The organism is Streptomyces sp. CB01881, assembly GCF_002953255.1.
In the GTDB taxonomy this organism is placed as follows: domain Bacteria; phylum Actinomycetota; class Actinomycetes; order Streptomycetales; family Streptomycetaceae; genus Kitasatospora.
In genome coordinates, this window is record NZ_CP026498.1 from 9,064,030 (window position 1) to 9,083,262 (window position 19,233).

A 19,233-nucleotide genomic window follows, 5' to 3' on the forward strand; every position below is an offset into this window, starting at 1 on the left:
GTCCCCGGGTGCCCCGGCGGGCCGGGGGCCGTGGCCGGACTCCCGCGTGCCTGGCGGCGGCAGGCCCTATCCCGCGGACCCCGCCTGCCGCCCCTTCCCGGGTGCGCCCGCGAAGACCTGGGCGATCGGCAGCCAGGCCGCCGCCGTCGCGCCGGTGGCGGCCAGGGCCAGGTCGTCCCGGTGCCGGCGCTGGGTGACCAGCAGGCAGAAGTCCAGCGCGCGCCCGGTCACCCGGTCCGCCGCGTCCGCCGGGCCCCACGACCACAACTCGCCGTTCGGGGCGGTCAGTTCCACCCGGACCGGGGTCTGCGGGGCCGGGAGGCCGTGCAGGGAGAAGGCGAACCCCATGGTCCGCACCCCCAGGTGCGCGATGTGCCGCAACCGCGCGGTCGGCTCGCGGACCGCGCCGAGCGCGTCCGCGACGTCCTGCCCGTGCGCCCAGGTCTCCATCAGCCGCGCGGTGGCCATCGAGGGAGCCTTCATCGGGGGCCCGAACCACGGCAGCCGGACGTCGCCGGGCACTGCGGCCAGTGCGGTCAGCAGCTTCTCCCGTCCCGCCCGCCAGCGGGCCAGCAGCGCCGCCGGATCCTCGGCCGCACCCCGCGCCGCGCCCTCGTCCACCGGGTCCAGGCCCTCCGACCGCAGTTCGCCGAAGACCCGGCCGGCCTCCGCGGCGAAGCCCTCCGGGTCGCGCGCGGAGAGCTCGCTCCACTCGTCCGTCCAGGCGAGGTGGGCGATCTGGTGCGCGATCGTCCACCCCTGGGCCGGGGTGTCGCAGGCCCAGGCCTCCGGCTCCAAGGCGGCCACCAGGCCGTCCAGTTCCGCGCTCTCGGCCCGCAGGTCGTCGAGGAGGCCGGTCAGCACGTCCGCGGGGCGCGGCTCCTTCGGTTCCGTCGTCATGGGCAAACCTCTCGCATCCGTAGTGATCGCATCCGTAGTGACTCGCCGGTAACCCAGGTCCGCACCCTACGCCGCACCCGCCGCCGTCACCGGCCACTCCACCGAACACGCATGTCGCAACCCTCGCCACCGGCCGCACCGCGTGTGAGAATCGCGCGGTGACAAGGGCAGCGGACACCCCCACCAGGGAGGCCGACGACCTCGCAGCGCGGGCCGCCGCGCTGGTCCGGGACGCCGTGCTCGGCGATCTCGCCCGCCGGGTGGTCGCCGACTGCGGCGTCGACGTGGGGCTGGTCGGCGTGCCCGAGCCGTCCGGCTCCGCCCGGGACCGGCGGACCGGCGGCCCCGACGGCATGGTGCTGCGCCACTGGGACGGCACCCGGGCCGACCTGCTGCACGACCTCGCCGTCCCCGCCGGGACCGGCCTCGGCGGTCTGGCGCTGGCCGAACGCGCCCCCAGCTGGGTGCCCGACTACCGGGCCTCGACGACCATCTCGCACCACTACGACGCCGCCGTCACCGCCGAGGACCTGTACGCGATGCTCACCGTCCCGCTGCTGCACGGCGGCACGGTGCACGGCGTGGTGTACGCGTCGCTGCGCGCGGTCGTCCCGTTCGGGGACGTCCGGATCGCCGCCGTGAGCAGGCTCGCCGCGACGGCCACCCGGGCGCTGGCGGGAGCCGCCGCCTGGGCCGGGTCCCCGACCCGCAGGGCGCTCCCCGCCACCCGGCTCACCCCGCGCGAGCACGAGGTGCTCCGCTGGGCGGCGACCGGCCGGACCAATCCGGAGATCGCCGCCCAGCTGGGCCTCACCTGCAACACCGTGACCGGCTACCTGAAGGCGGCCATGCACAAGCTCGGCGTCCGCAACCGGACCGAACTCGCGCTGGCGGCGCGCGAGTCCGGCCTCCTGGAAGCCGCTAGTCCCGGACTTCGCACATAACGAGTTCGGATGATGTGGTGATGCGACCGGTATCCAGGTGGGGTGCCGGTCGTTGAGCCTGGCGTGTCGATATCTCGTTCACGTCGCTCGCGGGTCCATCGTCCTCGGATGGCGGTGGAGTTGACGCCCGTGGTGGAGAGGCGTCTGGGCGCTCTGCCTGCCTCTGCCGAGTTTCTGCGCCGGCTTGAACCTCGAAGACACGCAGGCGGTGGACTACGTCCCGGAGCGGGACGACGGCAAGCCCGCCGACAGGCGCGAGGTCTACCGAGTCCTTGAAGACACCCACACCCTGCCCGGGCGACGCAAGAGCGACCCGGTGCACACCCTGCGCAGGATCCTGGTCCACTCCACCGGCAACGCCCGCGGCCGGCAAGCCGCCCGAGCCAAACGCCTGGCCCGCGCGGCCGAGGACCTGGACAAGCTCCAGCGCGGAGCCGGCGGACGCTGCTACAGCACCGCCGAGAAGATCGCCGCCCTGATCACTGTGATCTGCCTGGCCCTGCTGGTGTTCTGCCTGATCGAACGCCAGGTCCGCCAGGCCCTGGGCCCTGAGCAGACCATGCGCGGCCTCTACCCCGACAACCGGGCCGTCCGCCCCACCGGCCGCATGATCTTCTACCATCTCGCCAGCCTCATGATCCGGCCCGGTACCACCACCAGCCCACCCATCGTCCTCATCAACCGAGGAGCCCGAGCACACCTGCTCGAACTCCTCGGCACCGACGAAACCAGACCTCGCCAGCTGGAAACCCAACTCCCCATGTGCGAAGTCCGGGCTAGTCCTCAGTGCCACGTCGCAAAGTGGCACACGGGTGTTTTACCTGACCGCCTACCTCACGGAGCCGCTGTTCGTCACGGGTGCCGCCGTGTTCCTCATGTGATTCCGGCGTTGCCGCCTCAATGCCGAGGATTTCGCACCGGGCCAGCACACCTCCAATTGAGGGTGCTGCAATCGCAGTCGCACTCGCGATGGCCTGGCCGTCGGCGCGGCTGGGCCATCGTGCGCGGCGGCTACTTCAGGAGCCCGAGCTCCTCAAGCGCCCGCCACACTTCGAACACCCGCCAGGTCCACCGCAGAGCGGTGGCGGCGGCGCGCGAAGTCACTGCGGCGCTTTCCCATGTCCTGGTCCTCCGGCATCGGTTCCGGCTCCGCCTCCAGCTCACTCGCTGGCGCCGAAGTCGGCTCCTTCTCCTGCCCCGGCTCGTCGGCCGGCTGCTCGGACTTGAACTCGGTCATGCGCCCCTCCCCTCCTTGCCCGGCTCCGAGGCGCCGCGTAGTGTCCTTGGTTCTTGTCGCCGAGGGCGAGCACCGTTGGCGCTTGACGGTCAGTCAGGGGATGGGTGAGTGCTCATGGCAGAGCTTGTCCGCACACTGCCTGGCTGCCGGTCCGCTTGTATGCTCCTCTCCGCTCCGAGCCCGTCTGCGAGCTGGTGTTCTGGTGCGAAAGTTGACCTGTTCAGCGGTCGCACGCACCGCCATTCGGCCGACGGAAGCAGGGCATGTGGCGGTTTCGAAGATCCCCTGCCGGCTCATCTCGTGGTGCGAGTCCGCCCCGTCATTGGCAACGTGGCGGTCCACCGGCCGGCCGGATCCGGACGAGGGCCCACGGCCCGGAACCCGGCGGCGACGGTCCGGGCCGCCCGCCGGCCTGCCCTGCCGGAGGTTCGAGGTGTGCGCCTCGTGACGAATTGCCGCATTTGCAAGGCGCCGGCCGGGTCACCTCGCAGGTAATCACGAAGAATGATCAGTAGTGACAGGCGAGTTGACGGCTGATAGGCTCGCGGCCACAGCAGTTAGTTGACAGTCAGTCGACTAGGAATGGAGACTAAATGTCTTCTCTACCCGATGTGGTCAGGCTGCTCCCGAGCTTCGACGCCGAGAGGCTCCAAGCGGACCTGGAATCGGTTAAAGCGCATTTCATCGGCCACGCGAATCCCACGAAGGCCTACTCCGACGAAGGCGATGCCGGCGGATGGGGCATGCTGCCGCTGCGCATTCCCGGCGGGGATCCGGATCGGGTCGGCCAGACCAATGGTGGCCGGGAGGAATTCGCAGACACTCCCTACATGAAATCGACGCCGTACATCCGGGAGATCCTCGACAGTCTTCGGGTCCCGCTGCGCGGTGTTCGTCTCAGCGCGCACGAGGCCGGTGCCGTGGTGCAGGAGCACATCGACCGGCCGTACGGCCTGGAAATCGGATGGGTGCGGCTGCACATCCCGATCCAGACGAACGACCGTGCGGTCTTCTTCGTGAACGGAAAGCCGAACCGTTGGAAGCCGGGCGAGTTCTGGTATGCGAACATCGTCAGGCCGCACCGCCTGATCAACGAGGGCGATGAGCGGCGCATCCACCTCCTCATCGACTGCTACATCTCCAAGGAGCTCTTCGAGCTGTTCCCGGAGGCGGATCGGGTCGGCATCAAGGACGAGGACGTCATCTTCTACCAGCAGGAGCAGCCACTGCCCGAGGAGCTTTCGGGCCTGAGCGGCACGCTCCGGATGCCGGCGTCCTTCATCAACCAATTCCCCGACGACCCCTCCGAAGCGCAGTGGCACGCCGAGGACCAGCCCGAGGTCGAGGGCAAGCTGGAGGTGCAGGACGGCCGGATCGTGCTGTGGGCCGCAGGCCGCGGCATGGCGTTCGCCCACCTCGGCAACAGCGAGTTCCGCCCGCTCTGCTGGTCGAAGGAGCGGACCATGACGCTCGACTCCCGTGACGGCCGGGCCTGGGCCACCTTCCGGTGCCGGCGCGGCAGCAAGGTGGTCGAGACCGCCCGGCAGCAGCCCTTGCTGCAGGGCGTGACGCTTCCTACCCGGTAGCACGCGTCGGAGCGGAGCGCGCCAGGCGAACACCATGAGGTCCGGCCACGCAACGGTGGCCGGACCTCATGGTGTTCGCTACACGGCGTCCTTGCGTCGCAGCAGGCTGAAGCATCGCGAAGCTGGTCCTTGCCGGGATCCGGGAGTTGTTTCCGCAGGTCGGACTGGTCGATGTCGGCCGTCGCCTCCTCGGCGGCGGCCTTCGCGGCGATGTTCTTGGCCTGGTCCGCGCGAAGTTCCTTGATCGCCTTCTCCAGTGCGGGTAGATCGCGGAAGGAATGCTCGTCGTCGATGTCGCCGCTCCGACAGTGCTTTTCGAGCGCACTCCGGCGTTGTAGTGCGGCCTCCAGTTCCTCCTCTCGTCCCCAGTCCGGGACCTCGGGTGCGGCTGCTGCCGCGTCGGCCTTGAGCTTCGCTGGGACAAGGCTCGTCAGGTGTTTGTCGGCCTCGTCGCCGCGCTTCCACGTGCCGTTGTCCTTGAAGACACCCACACCCTGCCCGGGCGACGCAAGAGCGACCCGGTGCACACCCTGCGCAGGATCCTGGTCCACTCCACCGGCAACGCCCGCGGCCGGCAAACCGCCCGAGCCAAACGCCTGGCCCGCGCGGCCGAGGACCTGGACAAGCTCCAGCGCGGAGCCGGCGGACGCTGCTACAGCACCGCCGAGAAGATCGCCGCCCTGAGTGATCTGCCTGGCCCTGCTGGTGTTCTGCCTGATCGAACGCCAGGTCCGCCAGGCCCTGGGCCCCGAGCAGACCATGTGCGGCCTCTACCCCGACAGCCGGGCCGTCCGCCCCACCGGCCGCATGATCTTCTACCACCTCGCCAGCCTCATGATCCGGCCCGGTACCACCACCAGCCCACCCATCGTCCTCATCAACCGAGGAGTCCGAGCACATCTGCTCGAACTCCTCGGCACCGACGAAACCAGACCCCGCCGGCTGGAAACCCAACTCCCCATGTGCGAAGTCCGGGGCTAGTTGACCTTCCGGTCCCGGTTCGCCCAGTACGGCTCGCGGAGCCGGAACTTCTGCAGCTTGCCGGTGGTGGTCCGCGGCAGCGCGTCCCGGAACTCCACCGAGGTGGGCGACTTGTAGCCGGCCAGCCGCTGCTTGCAGTGCGCGATGAGCTCCGCCTCGCCGGCGTCGGCGCCGGGCTTGAGCACCACCAGCGCCTTGACCGTCTCGCCCCACTTCTCGTCCGGCACGCCGATCACCGCGACCTCGCCCACCGCGGGGTGGTCGTACAGGCAGTCCTCCACCTCGATCGAGGAGACGTTCTCCCCGCCGCTGATGATGACGTCCTTCTTCCGGTCCGAGATGGTCAGGTAGCCGTCGGTGAGGGTGCCGCCGTCGCCGGTGTGGAACCAGCCGTCCCGGATCGCGTCCGAAGTCTCCTGCGGCTGCTGCCAGTAGCCGTCCAGCACCACGTTGGAGCGGACCAGCACCTCGCCCTGGTCGTCCACCCGGACCTGGTTGCCGATCGCCGGCGCGCCCGCCTGCACCAGCTTCTCCGCCCGTTCGGCGGCGGGCAGTCCGTCCCACTCGTGGCGGGTGCGGTTGACCGTCACCACCGGCGAGGTCTCGGTCAGGCCGTAGATCTGCATGAACTCCCAGCCGAGTTCGGCCTCGATCCGCTGCACCACCGAGGTCGGCGGCGGGGCGCCGGCCACGATGATCCGCACCTTGTCCCGGCCGGGGACGGGCCCGTCCCAGTCGGCGGCGGCGTCCAGCACCATCTGGATCACCGCCGGGGCGCCGCACAGGAAGGTCACCCCGTGCCGCTCGACCCGGCGCAGGATCTCGGCGCCGTCCACCTTCCGCAGCACGATGTGCTGCGCGCCCAGCCCGGTGAGCGCGAACGGCAGGCCCCAGCCGTTGGCGTGGAACATCGGCAGGGTGTGCAGGTAGACGTCCCGGTCACCGGCCCCGAAGTGCAGGCCCATCAGTACGGCGTTCAGCCAGATGTTCCGGTGGGTGAGCTGAACGCCCTTGGGGCGCGCGGTGGTTCCGCTGGTGTAGTTGATCGTCGCGGTGTCGTTCTCGCCGATCTCGTACCGACGCGGCGCGTGGTCGAAGTCGTACAGCAGGGCGTCGCTTTCCGGGCCGATCACGAACTTGTGCTTGGCGACCACCCCGGCCAGTGGTTCGGCGACCTCGGGGTCGACCAGCAGCACGGATGCGCCGCTCTGCTCGACGATGTACGAGACCTCCTCGGCCTTCAGCCGGAAGTTCACCGGCACCAGCACCCGGCCGTGCCCGCTCACGCCGTACAGCGAGGTCATCAGCCGGGCCGAGTTGTGTGACACGATCGCGACCCGTTCGCCCGGCCCGACGCCGAGCCGGTCCAGCCCGGCCGCCTGGGCCCGCGCCAGCCCGGCGACCCGCCGGTAGCTGAGCTCGCCCCAGGATTCGGCCGGCTGCACCGGCTCGTCGACGATGCCGACCCGGTCGCCGTAGACCAGCTCGGCCCGGTCGAGGAAGTCCATCACGGAGAGTGGAATCTGCATGCGCCCACTGTCCTCCGCCCGCCGCTCCCTGCACACCCCCGATCGGGGGTGTCGGGGGTGTCACCCGTACGCGCCGCCGGCGCCGGCCGCCGCCCCCGCCGTCTCCCGCTCCGGAGCCCTCGCCGTGCCCCGCTCCGCGGCTCCCGCCTCCTCCGCCGCGGACAGGGCGGCGACCAGCCGGTCCCGGGCCGCGGTCTGCGCGGCGATCCTGCGCTCCAGCACGGCCAGGCGTTCCCGGGCGAGCCGCACCGCCGCCGCCGACGGCGGCCCGGCGAGCACGTCCCCGTCCAGGCAGGGCAGAAAGAGCCGGACGTCCTCCAGGGTGAATCCGGCGGCCAGCAGGCCGCGGATGTTGCGCACCCGGACGGCCGCCGCCTCGTCGTACTGCCGGTAGCCGTTGGCGGCGCGGGAGGAGTCGATCAGCCCGGCCTGCTCGTAGTGGCGCAACGCCCGGGCCGTGCTGTCCGTCGCCCGGGCCAGCTCTCCGATCAGCACCGCTCCCCGCCCCCCTCGCCGGTCCCGCCGGCCTCAACAGCCCCACCGGCCGGACCGGTCCCACCGACCGGGCCGGTCCCACCGGTCTCATCCGACGACGGCACCGCCGTCCACCGGCAACACTACTCCGGTGACGAACGAGGCCTGTGGGGAGGCGAGTTGCGTGATCGCCCAGGCCACCTCGGCGGGCCGGCCGATCCGCCCGAGCGGGGTGTGGGCGATCTGCCACCGCCGGACGGCCTCCCGCTGCTCGGCGCTGAGCCCGGAGTGCTCGCCGATCGGCGTCTCGACCGCCCCCGGCGCGACCGCCACCACCCGGACGCCGCGCGGCGCCAGCTCCACCGCCCAGCTGCGGGTGACCGACTCCAGCGCTGCCTTGCTCGCCGCGTACACCGAGTTGCCCGGCCAGCCGCGCTGTCCGACGGACGTCGTGACGTTGACGATCACGCCGCGGCCCGCCCCCAGCGGCGGCAGGGCCGCCTGGCCGAGCAGGACGGCGGCGGTCAGGTTGGTGGCGAGCTGTGCCTCGACCCCGTCCCGGGTGAGGTCGCCGACGGCGCCGCTGCGGACGATCCCCGCGTTGTTGACCAGCACGTCCAGGCGGCCGTACCGGTCCAGCACCTCGGCCACGATCCGCTCCGGCGCGCCCGGATCCGTGATGTCCGCGACCAGCGGGCGGATCCGCCCGGGGTGGCCGCCGGCCGTCTCCGCCAGCGGCTCGGCCCGCCGCCCGACCGCCACCACCGCGACCTCCGGCCCCTGCGCGGCGAAGGCCTGCGCGGTGGCCCGCCCGATCCCCGTCCCCGCGCCGGTGACCAGCACGACCCGGGTCACCGCCTTCTGCTGTGCGTTCTTCTGCTGCGCGTTCTCGTTCATGTCCGCAAGGCTCCGACCCTGCCGCCAGTGTGAAGGTCAAGCGCCCACGGGGAACCGGCCCCTCCGTTTGCTGTGCCGGGCGCGAACAGGGGCCACCGGGGGGAGGCGGCGGGCGCCGGAGGCTGTTAGGTAGGTGCCAACGCACCCACGCACGGGGAGAACACGCATGAGTGACGAACGGTCCGAGAACCTGTATGACGCCATCGGGGGCATCGACACGCTCCGGCGGCTGAGCAACACCTTCTACGAGGGCGTCCTCGCCGACCCGGTCCTGGCGCCCGTCTTCGCGAACTTCACCACCACCCACATCGAGCACGTCGCCGTCTGGCTGGGCGAGATCTTCGGCGGCCCGGCCCGCTTCACCGGCGAGCTGGGCGGCCACCAGTCGCTGCTCCGCTCGCACCTGGGCCTCGCCATCACCGAGGAGCAGCGCGGCCGTTGGATGGAGCTGATGGGCGCCGCCGTACAGAAGGAGCTGCCCGACGACGAGCTGCTGCGCCGCCGGGTGCTGGAGTACTTCGACTGGGGTACGAGGATCGCCAAGGACGTCTCGGCGTCGCCGGCCGGCACGGACCTCGGGGACCCGGGGCCGACGCCGCGCTGGGGCTGGGACGGACTGGAGAAGTGACGGCCACCGCCGAGCTCCCGGCCGCCGGGGGCCTGCTGCTGAGGCCGTTCCGGGACGAGGACGCGTCCGCGCTGATCGAGGTTCACCGCGACGAGACGCTGCGCCGCTTCACCCGGTTCCCGGTGACCGACGCGGAGGAGGCGGCCCGCTGGCTCGACGTGCAGTACCGCGGCTGGGCGGACGGCGACCGGTACAGCTTCGCCGTCCTCGAACCGCGGGGCGCGCAGGACGGCCCCGCCGAGCTGGTCGCCAACGTGGTGCTCAAGCGCGCCGATCCCGGCGGGCCGTCCGCCGAGGTCGGGTACTGGACGGCGGCCGCCGCACGGGGCCGGGGCGTGGCGCCCCGCGCGCTGGAGGCGGTCACCGGCTGGGCGTTCGCGGCCTTCGCGGGGGAGGGGCTGCTCCGCCTCGACCTGCTGCACCAGACGGACAACCTGGCCTCCTGCCGGGTGGCCGAGAAGACCGGGTACCGCTTCGATGCGGTCCTGCCGGCCATGCCGCCGGAGTTCCCGCTGGACGGCCACCTCCACACCCGCCACCGGGGCGACGCCGCCGACCGGCCGGGTTAACCGCTGGACGGAGGTGAGGGGGCAGGTCAGAGTGGCCCTCATGGCTTCTCTTGTGCGACATGTGACGATCGACTGCGCCGATGCCTTCCGCCTCGCCGGGTTCTGGGCGCAGGCGCTGGACAGCAAGGTCGGTGAGGACGACAACCCGGGGGACCCGGAGGCGCTGGTGGAGTCGCCGGGCGCCTCGCTGCTGTTCGTCCAGGTGCCCGAGGGCAAGACGGTGAAGAACCGCGTCCACCTCGACCTCCAGCCGCAGGATCGCACCCGCGACGAGGAGGTGGAGCGCCTGCTGGCGCTGGGCGCCACCGTCCACGACGACCGGCGCACCCCGGACGGCAAGGGCTGGGTGACCATGCTCGACATCGAGGGCAACGAGTTCTGCGTCGAGCGCAGCGCCGCCGAGCGGGCCGCCACCTCCTGACCCGTCGTCACCGGTCGCCGACGGCCGCCCGCCAGGTCCACGAGGCCCTGCGCGGGCGGCCGTTCAGCTCTCCGCGCCCGGTGCACCAGAGCAGTACTCCGGCCGGGTCCCCGTCGTCCGGCGCCTCGGGGAAGAGCCGTCCGAGCACCCCCGCGCAGAGTTCGGCGGGCGGCTCCCAGGGCAGGCCGAGGCCCAGGGTGATGTCGTGGGTGTGCAGCAGCGTCTCGGCCACGCCCATCGCGGCGAAGCCGGGCGGGTCGCACGGCCCGTGGTGCCAGGCCCGGAGCCCGGGCGGTGCGGCGTCCAGCGCGGTGGCCAGCAGCTGCCCGGCGGCCGTCACCACCGTCAGCACCCCGGCGGGCCCGGCCTCCGGGTGCACGGTGAGGTCGAACGGCAGGTACCGGCCGGTGGGGCGGGCGGCGAGCTGGCCGGCGTAGCCGAGCAGGTCGTGCGCGATGTGGGCGGCGGTCTCCCGGCAGCTCCAGTCCAGCGGTCCGGCGGGCGCCGCCCAGTCGTGGGGGGCGTCGGTGAGCGGGCCGAGGGCGTGCAGCAGTTCGCCGAGCGCGGCCCGGACGTCGTCTCCGTTCATGGCGTCGAGCCTTCCATCCGCGAACGCCCGGGGGGCGGCTTCGCGTCGTGCGCACGACGCGAAGCCGCCCCCCGGTGTCACCTGGTCGGTGATCAGCCCGGGAGCTGCCAGTTGCAGTTGTTCATCCAGGCGCCGAGGGCGTTCTGGGTGGCCCAGTCGCCGACGTGGTGCGCGTTGTCGTAGGCCTGGCGGACGCTGGTCTTGATCGAGCCGCCGGTGGCCGGGCCGACGACGCCGTCCGGGTCGAGGCTGTGGCCGGACTGGTAGTCGACGACGGCGCCCTTGGTGAGCTGGCCGAACTGGCCGTCGGTGTCCAGACCGGCCGCGTCGACGTAGTTGAGCCCCTGCTGGAGGCAGGTGACCGCCGAACCACTGCTGCCCACCCGGAGGGTGGACGCGGCATTGGCGGAACCGACGCTCAGGCCGAGGACGGCGCCCGCACCGAGGGTGAGGGTGACGGCCCTGAGGGCCCACTTCTGCTTCATGGTTGAGCACTCCTCAGTCACACGGATCGCAGGAGGAGCCCCGTGCCTCTCCTGCCGCACGGAATCCTGCGCCGATCGGCGTGGTCCGGGAAGGGGTCGGGAACGGTTGGCTTGAATCGAACTGGTGTGCGGAGCATGGCTTTTGCGTCCGCGTCCGCCGGCTGTTCGAAGCTCCCCGTCCGGCCGTTCGGTCGGCTTTCGGCGCGCCCCCGGTGCCCACGGCCTGCGGCCATCCCTCGTCTTTACCGAACGCCCGCCCGTGTCGCCGGCCGGGCGGAACGTGCGGCTCCGCCGCAACCGCCGGAGGGGCCGGGCGACGAGTCTTGGCTTGAAAGGGATGCGCCACCCCCGCCCGTTTGTTACAGCGGCTCGCCGCACGCCGTTCGCGCGGCCGCCGTCCGCGTGTCCGTGCCGCGTGTCCGCACGGCGGGCCCGGGCGGCGGGTGCTACTGGTGGACGCACGCCCCCCGGCCCGAGAGGCAGGTCCCCCATGGCCAGAATCGCCGTGATCGGTGCCAACGGCACCGTCGGCGCCGCCGTCGTCGCGGAGGCCGTCGCGCGCGGCCACCACGTCACGGCCGTCGTCCGCGACCCGGCGCGCTACCGGGCCGGGGAGGTCGCGGTCGCGCCGGGTGACGTGCTCGTCCCCGCGGACGTGGCCCGTGTCGCGGCCGGGCAGGACGTGCTGGTGAGCGCCGTCGGCGGCGGCGACGGCCCGGGCCGCCGGGGGCTGATCGAGCCGGCCGCCCGGTCACTGGTCGAGGGCCTGCGGACGCTCGGCGGCGGGGCGCCCCGGCTGCTCGTGGTCAGCGGCGCGGGCAGCCTGGAGACGGCGCCGGGCGTCCGGGTCTGGGACGCGCCCGGCGTGCCCGAGCGGCTGCTCCGGGTGATGCACGCCCACGGCGCGGCCCTGGACTACCTGCGCACCGTCGAGGACGTCCACTGGACCGCGCTCAGCCCGGCCGCCGAGCTCGTACCGGGCGAGCGCACCGGCCGCTACCGCACCGGGCTGGACCAGGCGCTCACCGACGCGTCCGGCCGGAGCTGGATCTCGGTGCCGGACTACGCCGTGGCCCTGGTCGACGAGATCGAGCAGCCGGAGCACATCGGCGAGCGGTTCACCTGCGGCGCCGTGTGACGGCACGCCCGTCCGGGCTCGTCGGAGCCGGACGGGCGTGCCGGGGGAGGGTCCGCCCGTCCGGGGTCGTCCGTGCGGGCGCCGGACGGGGCGCGCCGGGGGAGGGTCCGCCCGTCCGGGGGGCGTCCGTGCGGGCGCCGGCGGCCGGCCTGGGCGTCAGCCGAGCTGGATCGAGCGCTTCGCGAGCCCCATCCAGAACCCGTCGATCACGCTGCGCTGACTGCCGAGGTCGGCCTCGCCGGCGCCGAGCGTGACGAACAGCGGGGCGAAGTGCTCGGTGCGCGGGTGGGCGAGCCGCCCGGCGGGGGCCTTCCGCTCGAAGTCGAGCAGCGCGTCGAGGTCCTCGGCCTCCAGGGCGCGCCGGCCCCAGTCGTCGAACTCGGCCATCACCGAGCTGATCCGGCCGTCGGAGCTGAGCGCCCGCAGGTTGTGGGTGAAGAACCCGCTGCCGACGATCAGCACTCCCTCGTCGCGCAGCGGGGCGAGCCGGCGGCCGATCTCCAGCAGCCGCTGCGGGTCGAGGGTGGGCATGGAGACCTGGAGGACGGGGACGTCCGCCTCCGGGAACATCTCCACCAGGGGGACGTATGCGCCGTGGTCGAGGCCGCGGTCGGGGATGTCCTGGACGGGCGTGCCGGGGGCGCGCAGCAGCTTGCGCACGCGTTCGGCGAGCTCCGGTGCGCCGGGTGCGGCGTACTGGACCCGGTAGTAGTGCTCGGGGAAGCCCCAGAAGTCGTAGACCAGCGGCACGGTGGTGACGGCACCGAGGGCGAGCGGTGCCTCCTCCCAGTGCGCGGAGACCATCAGGACCGCCTTCGGGCGCGGCAGGCCGGCCGACCAGGCGGCCAGTTGGCCGGGCCAGACCGGGTCGTCGGCGAGCGGCGGCGCGCCGTGTGAGAGGTAGAGGGCGGGCATGCGCTCGGGGGCGGCGGTGCTCATGGCGGCTCCTCGGCTACTAGTTCAAATTTAAACCTCGACACCTCGAAGGTACACCTTGGTTCGAATTTGAACAACAGGAGTACGCTTCCCCCATGCCCTCCATGCCTTCCACGCCCTCCGCGAACGGCCCCCGTTCCGCGGACGGCACGCCTCCCGCGAGCGGTCCCCGTTCCGTGGGCGAACCCCGTTCGGCGAACGACCCGCGCTGGCTCGACCAGGAGGAGATGGCCGCCTGGCGGGGCTTCGTGGCCGCGAGCAACCTGCTCAACCGCCGGCTGGAGCGCCAGCTCAAGGAGGACTCCGGCCTCTCCCACACCCAGTACGAGATCCTGGTGCACCTCTCCGCCGCCCCGGCCGGCTCGCTGCGGATGACCGAACTGGCGGAGAAGCTGATCACTTCCAAGAGCGGCCTCACCTACCAGGTGACCCAGTTGGAGCGGATGGGCCTGGTCGGCCGCCGCTCCTGCCCGAGCGACGTGCGCGGCGTGTTCGCCGAACTCACCGGCGAGGGACGGGAGATGCTGCGCCAGGCCGCCCCCGGGCACGTCGCCCTGGTGCGCGAGCTGCTGATCGACGTGCTCACCCGCGAGCAGCTCGCCGTCCTCGCCGAGGGCCTCGGCGAGGTCAGTGCCCGTCTGCGGCTGGAGGACAGGGCGTAGCGGGCTTCCCACGGGCGCCGGCGTTCGTGTCCGCGCGCGTGTCGGCGCCCGCGCCCGTGCGCGTGTCGGCGTCGGTGCCCGCGGCCGCGGTCGGCCCGTCCGCGGTCGCGTCCGTGTCTGCCGCCCGGTCCAGCAGCAGCTCGCGCTCCCGTGCGTTGCGGGTCAGTGCCGCCGCCCGCTCGAACTCCGCCCGCGCCTCCGCCGCCCGCCCGAGCCGTGCCAGCAGGTCGCCGCGGACGCTCGGCAGCAGGTGGTACTCGCGCAGGGCCGGTTCCGCCGCCAGCGCGTCCACCAGCTCCAGCGCGGCCGCCGGGCCGTCGGCCATCGAGACGGCCACCGCACGGTTCAGCTCCACCACCGGTGACGGCGTCAGGGCCATCAGCCGCCCGTACAGCGCGGCGATCGTCGCCCAGTCGGTGTCCTCGTAACGCACCGCCCGCGCGTGGCAGGCGGCGATCGCGGCCTGCACCGAGTACGGGCCGGTGCCGGCCTTCTGCAGCGCCGCGAACCCGCGCCGGATCAGCAGCCGGTCCCAGCGGGTCCGGTTCTGGCCGGCCAGCAGTACCGGCTGCCCGTCGGGGCCGGTGCGGGCCGCCGTCCGGGACGCCTGGAACTCCAGGAGCGCGGCCAGGCCGTGCACCTCGGGCTCGTCCGGGGCGAGTCCGGCCAGTACCCGGGCCAGCCGCAGCGCGTCCTCGCAGAGGGCGGGCCGGAGCAGGTCGTCGCCGGTGGTGGCCGAGTACCCCTCGTTGAAGATCAGATAGACGACCTCCAGCACCGAGGAGAGCCGGGCCGCCCGGTCCTCCCCGTACGGCACCTCGAACGGTACCCGGGCCGTGGCCAGCGTCCGCTTGGCCCGGACGATCCGCTGCGCCACCGTCGGCTCGGGCACGAGGAACGCGCGGGCGATCTCCTGGGTGGTCAGCCCGCCCAGCAGCCGCAGCGTCAGCGCGATCCGTGCCTCCGCCGACAGCACCGGGTGGCAGGCGGTGAAGATCAGCCGCAGCAGGTCGTCGTCGATGTCGTCCGGCTCGGCCGGCTCCGGAGGCGGCACGTCCTCCAGCGACCGCCCGACCTCGGCGAGCTTGCGCGCGTACGTCTCCCTGCGGCGGACCAGGTCGATCGCGCGGTGCTTGGCGGTGGTCATCAGCCAGGCGCCCGGCCGCTCCGGGACGCCCTGCTCCGGCCACTGCTCCAGCGCGGCGACCAGCGCGTCCTGCGCCAGCTCCTCGGCGATGCCCACGTCCCGCACGATGCGGGTGACACCGGCGATGATCCGCGCGGACTCGATCCTGAACACCGTCTCGACCGCCACGGCCGCGTTGCTCCCGCTCACGGCCACCCATCAGAGCAGCAGCCGGGGACCAGGGCAAACACGGCCGCGGAGAGTCGGGGCGTACGCGGCGGGGCTCAGGCCTCCGGCGGGGTGGCGTCCCCGTCGATCTGGCGCAGCTCGGCGCCGACCGTCCAGCTCACCGGGTGGATCTCCAGGAAGCGCTTGGTCCACTCCAGGGCCTCGGCCTTGTCCTTGCATTGCATGATGGCGTAGCCGCCGATGACCTCCTTGGTCTCGGTGAACGGCCCGTCGGTGAAGCTGAGCTTCCCGCTCTGCCAGGTGATCCGGGTGCCGTCGGCGGTCGGCAGCAGCCCGGCGGTGTCGAGCATCACCCCGGCCTTGGTGATCTCCTCGAACAGCGCCCCCATCCGCTTCTCGAAGTCCGCGTCGAGCTGCATGTTCGGGGCGTCCTGCTCGTTGATGCGGATGAGGCTCATGAAGCGCGGCATGGTGACTCCTCGGTCAGGAGACGGGGCCGTTCCCCGCCTCTCACCCCTGCGTCGAACGGGGAACGGCCGGATCGACAGCCGCCCGGAAATTCTTCCGGGGGATTTCCGCCGCGGCCACCGGAGCCGTCCCTCCCCGCCCGGGCTGCCGGGCCGGGCTGCCCGGCTCAGGCCGCCGGGGCGCAGAGGAGGGCCGCGCGGAGGTCGAGGCGGTCCTGGAGACGGGCCAGGTTGCGGCCGGTGAGGTCCTCGATGCGGCGGATCCGGTAGTGCACGGTGTTGACGTGGATGTGCAGGGTCTCGGCGGTGCGGGCCCACGAGCCGTCGTGGTCGAGGAAAGCCGCGAGGGTGCCGAGCAGCGAGACGCCGTTGTCGCGGTCGTGGGCGGTGAGCGGGGCCAGCAGGCGGGTGTGGAAGGCGGCGGTGACCTCGGGCGGGATGCCGCGCAGCAGCCCGGCCAGCGAGTCCAGCTCGGCGGCGGTGCCGATCGCCCCCGACGGTCCGTCCAGCAGGTACCGGGCCTGGACCATGGCCGCCCGCAGCGGGCCCGCCGCGGCCGGGGCGGCCGGGCCGACGCCGAGGCGCAGGGTCCGCCGCCCGCTGAGGCGCGCCTGGAGGGCGGGCCGGGCGCGGCGCAGCCGGTCGGCGACCTGTGCGGCGGGCGCGGCGACCAGGGCGGCGGTCCGTCCGGCGCCGTCCGTCCCGGCGGCGTACGGGGCGTCCAGCGGGTGCAGCGCCTCGGCGAGTGCGTCCGCGGCCCACGCGGGCGGGGCGTCGTCGATCCGGGCGGCCACCGCGACCAGTGGTGCGCTCCCCGGCGTGCCCGCCGGCAGCCCGCAGGCGGCCAGCGGTTCGGCGAGGCCGGTGCCCCCGTCCCCGGCTGCCCCGGCCGTACCGGCCAGTGCGTCCAGCAGGTGCCCGGCCGTCCGGCGCCGGCCGCCCGCCTCGGCGTGGGCGCGGACGGCGAGCGGGGCGAGCAGTTCGGCCAGCCCCTGGAGCACCGGCTCGGCCGCGGCGTCGCGGGCGTGCGGCCGCAGCCGCCACCCGGTGAACGGCGAGCCGTCCTGCGGGCCGACCGGCAGTCCGAGGTCGCCCCGCCCGCCCGGCGCCGCCGGCCCGGCGACGAGCCGCCCGCCGGCCGTGGCGAGCGAGCAGTCCGGTATCCCGAGCCGCCCCACCGCGTGCGCGAGCACCTCGGCGGGGGCGGCGCCCGCGTGCATCAGCTCGGCGAGCTCGCGCCGGACGGTGTCGGGTATCGCGGCGGTGTCCTGGGCGCCGGCCCGGAGGTCGCCCCAGAGACGCAGGTAGACGCGGTCGGTGACGGACCGGAAGCTGACGCCGGCGGGCACGGCGAGCAGCGGGATGCCGTGGGTGCGGCAGGCGTCGACCAGGCTGTCGGGGATGCTGCCGTGGGTGCCCTCCCCGGCGAGCAGGGCGGCGACGCCGGCGCTGCGCAGGGCGGTGGCGAAGCGGAGCGCGCCCGAGCCGTCGGCCGGCTGCCACCAGACCAGGCCGGTGAGGACGAGTTCGCCGGGCCGGAGGTAGCGGGCCGGGTCCTGGAGGTCGGTGGAGCTGATGCCGGTGGCCGGGCGGGCGAGCAGTTCCGGCGTGCCCCAGGCCAGCCGGATGTGCAGGTCGTCCAGGTCGAGCAGGTCTCCGACGATCATCTCTCTCGCTCCTTGTGCTCCGCGCCGGACCATGGCCATCGCACTTGCTAGGCCGACCGGCGCATGAGCATCGTAAATGCAAGCCGATGACCTGTAATCCCCCTTGGTGGATCATCCAGTTCGAGCCCCCGCGGATGGTGTCCGGAACCAGTCGTCCGCACCGTTGCCGCCTTGCTTGAATCGGTGTGGGGCGCACCGCAGGGTCTCCTCCGGTGCGCCCCGCATCCCGTTCCACGCACCCTTCGGGGTGTGTCCCGGCCCTCGCATCCCGGGCCTGCGTCGCCCCTGCACCCCGCCCCTGCACCCCGCCCCTGCGCCCCGGGCCTGCGTCCCGGGCCTGCGTCCCGACTTCAGCGGCCGCAAGCAGCGGCTGCGGTTCCTGCTCTCCGTCAGCGGCGCCGACGGCCACCGCGCCGTCGTCTCCTGGGCCGAGATCGACCCCGAGTTCGCGGACCGGCGCATCCTGCTCGCCACCAGCATGGACGGCGCGCCGCTGGACGCCGCGGGCCCGCAGCTGGTCGTCCCCGGCGCCCGCTGCGGCGCCCGCTACGTCAGTGTGGTCACGGCCGTCTGGCTCGGTCCGCTGGAGGAGCCTGCTCCCTGAGGGCTGCCGGCGGCGGGCTGCCGGCAGCCCTGTGCTGTCGGTGGCGTGCCGGCGGCGGTGCCGCCGCGGATCACGCGGCCGAGAGCGAGACCTCCGTCGACTTGATCAGCGCGACCACCGGCGAGCCGGCCGCCAGGCCCAGCTCGGCCGCCGCGTCGGCGGTGATCGCGGCGGTCAGCGCGCCGTCCGCCACGTCGACCTTCACCCCGGCCATCGCGGCGCCGGTGGCCACCTCGGCGACCGTGCCCGGGATCTGGTTGCGGATGCTCAGTCCGGCGACCGGGCCGGTGGCCAGCGAGACCTCGGTGGACTTCACCAGTGCCTGCACCGTACTGCCGGCGCCGAGGCCGAGGTCCTTCACGGCGTCCATGGTGACCGCCGCGGTGAGCTCCTGCCCGGAGGTGAGCCGGACCTTCACGGTGGCCATGACCTCGCCGGTCGTGACGGCGGTGACGGTGCCGGGGAGCTGGTTGCGAATGCTCAGGCTCATGGGTGGTGCCTCGTACTTTCGATCGTGGTTCACGGGGTTCCCGATCGTGCCGTGATCAACCCTAGTGGCCGGAAAACGCCTGGTCACACGCGTTGAGGTGGCCTCTCGCAGCTGCCAGGGCCGGGTGGTGGCCAGGCTTGCATCTGCCCGTTCTGGCAGTTCAGTCCTTGCTGAATTCAGTGCTGGCTGTACTGTTGAGGCATGGAACCGACCGCCGAGAGCACCCGCGGCCCGCACCTCCCCGCCGAAGCGCAGGAGGCGGCCATGGAGCGCGTCGGCAGGGCCCTGGCCGACACCAGCCGGCGCCGCATCCTGCTCGCCCTGCTCGCCGCCCCGCACTACCCGGCCGACCTCGCCGAGGAGCTGGGCCTGACCAGGGCCAACGTCTCCAACCACCTCGCCTGCCTGCGCGACTGCGGCCTGGTGCGGACCGTCCCCGAAGGCCGCCGCACCCGCTACCACCTGGCCGACGACCGCCTCGCCCACGCCCTGCGGGACCTGCTCGCCGCGGTCCTGCCCCTCGGAGAGGAGCACTGACATGGGCGTCAGCCACACCGCCGGGCCCCCGGCCACGGTCAGCGGCGCGTACCGCCGCCGGATACTGCTGACCATCGCCGTCGCCCACACCACCCTCCAGCCCGAGCCCGCCACAACCCCGTTGTGCACGGCCCCGGTCCACGCCTGACCGCCCCGCCGCTCCCGCCGGACGACCGG

Annotated in this window: 22 protein-coding genes and 1 pseudogene; 11 read left to right on the plus strand and 12 right to left on the minus strand. The window is 73.2% G+C overall.

Translation table 11 applies throughout. From position 1 onward, the window contains the following. Positions 1–66: 66 nt before the first annotated feature. Entirely contained in the window at positions 67–900 is an 834-nt protein-coding gene (locus tag C2142_RS29710; RefSeq protein WP_148645784.1) for a TIGR03084 family metal-binding protein, read from the minus strand. Between the two features lie 158 nt (positions 901–1,058). Here C2142_RS29710 and C2142_RS29715 point away from each other — a divergent pair, with 158 nt between their 5' ends. Continuing rightward, a complete protein-coding gene (locus C2142_RS29715) occupies positions 1,059–1,844 on the plus strand; it encodes a LuxR C-terminal-related transcriptional regulator (RefSeq protein WP_148645785.1) in 786 nt (261 codons plus the stop codon). A 1,033-nt stretch (positions 1,845–2,877) separates the two neighbouring features. Here the strand turns inward: C2142_RS29715 and C2142_RS29720 are convergent. Further along, complete coding sequence (locus tag C2142_RS29720) at positions 2,878–3,081, minus strand: hypothetical protein (protein ID WP_153882831.1); 204 nt, start codon at positions 3,079–3,081, stop codon at positions 2,878–2,880. Between the two features lie 593 nt (positions 3,082–3,674). Between C2142_RS29720 and C2142_RS29725 the strand changes: the two genes are divergently transcribed. Further along, positions 3,675–4,667 (plus strand): aspartyl/asparaginyl beta-hydroxylase domain-containing protein, encoded by a 993-nt coding sequence (locus C2142_RS29725; RefSeq protein WP_148645787.1) that lies wholly within the window; start codon positions 3,675–3,677, stop codon positions 4,665–4,667. A 684-nt stretch (positions 4,668–5,351) separates the two neighbouring features. Then, positions 5,352–5,648, plus strand: a complete 297-nt coding sequence (locus C2142_RS29730) for a hypothetical protein (RefSeq protein WP_241002855.1) — start codon at positions 5,352–5,354, stop codon at positions 5,646–5,648. Here the strand turns inward: C2142_RS29730 and C2142_RS29735 are convergent. From C2142_RS29735 to C2142_RS29745, 3 genes are all read right to left on the minus strand, one after another. Then, on the minus strand, positions 5,645–7,177 hold the full coding sequence (locus tag C2142_RS29735) for an AMP-binding protein (RefSeq protein ID WP_148645788.1): 1,533 nt from the start codon (positions 7,175–7,177) through the stop codon (positions 5,645–5,647). The two genes, C2142_RS29730 and C2142_RS29735, sit on opposite strands and share 4 nt — an antisense overlap. Positions 7,178–7,237: 60 nt before the next feature. Continuing rightward, positions 7,238–7,672: a MerR family transcriptional regulator gene (locus C2142_RS29740; protein ID WP_148645789.1), complete on the minus strand. Its 435-nt coding sequence runs from the start codon at positions 7,670–7,672 to the stop codon at positions 7,238–7,240. An 87-nt stretch (positions 7,673–7,759) separates the two neighbouring features. After that, a complete protein-coding gene (locus C2142_RS29745; protein ID WP_148645790.1) occupies positions 7,760–8,548 on the minus strand; it encodes an SDR family oxidoreductase in 789 nt (262 codons plus the stop codon). A gap of 166 nt (positions 8,549–8,714) precedes the next feature. Between C2142_RS29745 and C2142_RS29750 the strand changes: the two genes are divergently transcribed. Genes C2142_RS29750 through C2142_RS29760 form a run of 3 tightly spaced genes read left to right on the plus strand, consistent with a single transcriptional unit; the run spans position 8,715 to position 10,166 of the window. Next, positions 8,715–9,176, plus strand: coding sequence for a group II truncated hemoglobin (locus C2142_RS29750; RefSeq protein WP_148645791.1), 462 nt, complete (start codon positions 8,715–8,717; stop codon positions 9,174–9,176). Next, positions 9,173–9,745 carry a GNAT family N-acetyltransferase gene (locus C2142_RS29755; RefSeq protein WP_241002856.1) on the plus strand — a complete coding sequence of 191 codons (573 nt, stop codon included), beginning with the start codon at positions 9,173–9,175 and terminating at the stop codon, positions 9,743–9,745. The genes C2142_RS29750 and C2142_RS29755 overlap by 4 nt, the downstream gene beginning before the upstream one ends. Before the next feature lie 40 nt (positions 9,746–9,785). Further along, positions 9,786–10,166, plus strand: a complete 381-nt coding sequence (locus C2142_RS29760; protein ID WP_148645792.1) for a VOC family protein — start codon at positions 9,786–9,788, stop codon at positions 10,164–10,166. Positions 10,167–10,173: 7 nt separating this feature from the next. Here the strand turns inward: C2142_RS29760 and C2142_RS29765 are convergent, their stop codons facing one another. Together C2142_RS29765 and C2142_RS29770 are read right to left on the minus strand one after the other, a co-directional pair. After that, positions 10,174–10,755, minus strand: coding sequence for a maleylpyruvate isomerase N-terminal domain-containing protein (locus C2142_RS29765; protein WP_148645793.1), 582 nt, complete (start codon positions 10,753–10,755; stop codon positions 10,174–10,176). Between the two features lie 92 nt (positions 10,756–10,847). Then, on the minus strand, positions 10,848–11,240 hold the full coding sequence (locus C2142_RS29770; RefSeq protein WP_162002572.1) for a peptidoglycan-binding domain-containing protein: 393 nt from the start codon (positions 11,238–11,240) through the stop codon (positions 10,848–10,850). Between the two features lie 490 nt (positions 11,241–11,730). On the opposite strand from C2142_RS29770, the gene C2142_RS29775 reads away from it, so the two are divergent. Next, the gene (locus C2142_RS29775; protein WP_148645795.1) at positions 11,731–12,378 is read left to right on the plus strand and encodes an NAD(P)H-binding protein; all 648 of its coding nucleotides are present in this window, start codon (positions 11,731–11,733) and stop codon (positions 12,376–12,378) included. A gap of 156 nt (positions 12,379–12,534) precedes the next feature. Here C2142_RS29775 and C2142_RS29780 read toward each other — a convergent pair whose 3' ends face one another. Further along, positions 12,535–13,317 carry a class III extradiol ring-cleavage dioxygenase gene (locus C2142_RS29780; RefSeq protein ID WP_148645796.1) on the minus strand — a complete coding sequence of 261 codons (783 nt, stop codon included), beginning with the start codon at positions 13,315–13,317 and terminating at the stop codon, positions 12,535–12,537. A gap of 224 nt (positions 13,318–13,541) precedes the next feature. Between C2142_RS29780 and C2142_RS29785 the strand changes: the two genes are divergently transcribed. After that, the gene (locus C2142_RS29785; protein WP_241003296.1) at positions 13,542–13,976 is read left to right on the plus strand and encodes a MarR family transcriptional regulator; all 435 of its coding nucleotides are present in this window, start codon (positions 13,542–13,544) and stop codon (positions 13,974–13,976) included. Here the strand turns inward: C2142_RS29785 and C2142_RS29790 are convergent. The 3 genes from C2142_RS29790 to C2142_RS29800 form a co-directional block, all read right to left on the minus strand. After that, on the minus strand, positions 13,942–15,318 hold the full coding sequence (locus tag C2142_RS29790; RefSeq protein ID WP_148645797.1) for a sigma-70 family RNA polymerase sigma factor: 1,377 nt from the start codon (positions 15,316–15,318) through the stop codon (positions 13,942–13,944). The genes C2142_RS29785 and C2142_RS29790 overlap by 35 nt on opposite strands. A gap of 68 nt (positions 15,319–15,386) precedes the next feature. Beyond that, complete coding sequence (locus C2142_RS29795) at positions 15,387–15,761, minus strand: YciI family protein (protein ID WP_148645798.1); 375 nt, start codon at positions 15,759–15,761, stop codon at positions 15,387–15,389. Positions 15,762–15,925: 164 nt separating this feature from the next. Further along, positions 15,926–17,425: a PucR family transcriptional regulator gene (locus tag C2142_RS29800; RefSeq protein WP_162002573.1), complete on the minus strand. Its 1,500-nt coding sequence runs from the start codon at positions 17,423–17,425 to the stop codon at positions 15,926–15,928. Positions 17,426–17,783: 358 nt separating this feature from the next. Here C2142_RS29800 and C2142_RS29805 point away from each other — a divergent pair. Continuing rightward, positions 17,784–18,029, plus strand: a pseudogene (locus tag C2142_RS29805) (molybdopterin-dependent oxidoreductase); the annotation flags it as partial. A 70-nt stretch (positions 18,030–18,099) separates the two neighbouring features. Here the strand turns inward: C2142_RS29805 and C2142_RS29810 are convergent. Then, complete coding sequence (locus C2142_RS29810; RefSeq protein ID WP_148645801.1) at positions 18,100–18,519, minus strand: TOBE domain-containing protein; 420 nt, start codon at positions 18,517–18,519, stop codon at positions 18,100–18,102. Positions 18,520–18,783: 264 nt separating this feature from the next. On the opposite strand from C2142_RS29810, the gene C2142_RS29815 reads away from it, so the two are divergent. After that, positions 18,784–19,056: a metalloregulator ArsR/SmtB family transcription factor gene (locus C2142_RS29815; RefSeq protein WP_162002581.1), complete on the plus strand. Its 273-nt coding sequence runs from the start codon at positions 18,784–18,786 to the stop codon at positions 19,054–19,056. Between the two features lies 1 nt (position 19,057). After that, a complete protein-coding gene (locus C2142_RS29820; protein WP_153882832.1) occupies positions 19,058–19,204 on the plus strand; it encodes a hypothetical protein in 147 nt (48 codons plus the stop codon). The last annotated feature ends 29 nt before the right edge of the window (positions 19,205–19,233 follow it).

Bases quoted from the DNA above. Each gene is read 5' to 3' on its own strand.
- C2142_RS29710 (WP_148645784.1), bottom strand. From the start codon at position 900: ATGACGACGGAACCGAAGGAGCCGCGCCCCGCGGACGTGCTGACCGGC.
- C2142_RS29720 (WP_153882831.1), bottom strand. From the start codon at position 3,081: ATGACCGAGTTCAAGTCCGAGCAGCCGGCCGACGAGCCGGGGCAGGAG.
- C2142_RS29725 (WP_148645787.1), top strand. From the start codon at position 3,675: ATGTCTTCTCTACCCGATGTGGTCAGGCTGCTCCCGAGCTTCGACGCC.
- C2142_RS29735 (WP_148645788.1), bottom strand. From the start codon at position 7,177: ATGCAGATTCCACTCTCCGTGATGGACTTCCTCGACCGGGCCGAGCTG.
- C2142_RS29745 (WP_148645790.1), bottom strand. From the start codon at position 8,548: ATGAACGAGAACGCGCAGCAGAAGAACGCACAGCAGAAGGCGGTGACC.
- C2142_RS29750 (WP_148645791.1), top strand. From the start codon at position 8,715: ATGAGTGACGAACGGTCCGAGAACCTGTATGACGCCATCGGGGGCATC.
- C2142_RS29760 (WP_148645792.1), top strand. From the start codon at position 9,786: ATGGCTTCTCTTGTGCGACATGTGACGATCGACTGCGCCGATGCCTTC.
- C2142_RS29765 (WP_148645793.1), bottom strand. From the start codon at position 10,755: ATGAACGGAGACGACGTCCGGGCCGCGCTCGGCGAACTGCTGCACGCC.
- C2142_RS29770 (WP_162002572.1), bottom strand. From the start codon at position 11,240: ATGAAGCAGAAGTGGGCCCTCAGGGCCGTCACCCTCACCCTCGGTGCG.
- C2142_RS29775 (WP_148645795.1), top strand. From the start codon at position 11,731: ATGGCCAGAATCGCCGTGATCGGTGCCAACGGCACCGTCGGCGCCGCC.
- C2142_RS29780 (WP_148645796.1), bottom strand. From the start codon at position 13,317: ATGAGCACCGCCGCCCCCGAGCGCATGCCCGCCCTCTACCTCTCACAC.
- C2142_RS29785 (WP_241003296.1), top strand. From the start codon at position 13,542: ATGGCCGCCTGGCGGGGCTTCGTGGCCGCGAGCAACCTGCTCAACCGC.
- C2142_RS29795 (WP_148645798.1), bottom strand. From the start codon at position 15,761: ATGCCGCGCTTCATGAGCCTCATCCGCATCAACGAGCAGGACGCCCCG.
- C2142_RS29800 (WP_162002573.1), bottom strand. From the start codon at position 17,425: ATGATCGTCGGAGACCTGCTCGACCTGGACGACCTGCACATCCGGCTG.
- C2142_RS29810 (WP_148645801.1), bottom strand. From the start codon at position 18,519: ATGAGCCTGAGCATTCGCAACCAGCTCCCCGGCACCGTCACCGCCGTC.
- C2142_RS29815 (WP_162002581.1), top strand. From the start codon at position 18,784: ATGGAGCGCGTCGGCAGGGCCCTGGCCGACACCAGCCGGCGCCGCATC.
- C2142_RS29820 (WP_153882832.1), top strand. From the start codon at position 19,058: ATGGGCGTCAGCCACACCGCCGGGCCCCCGGCCACGGTCAGCGGCGCG.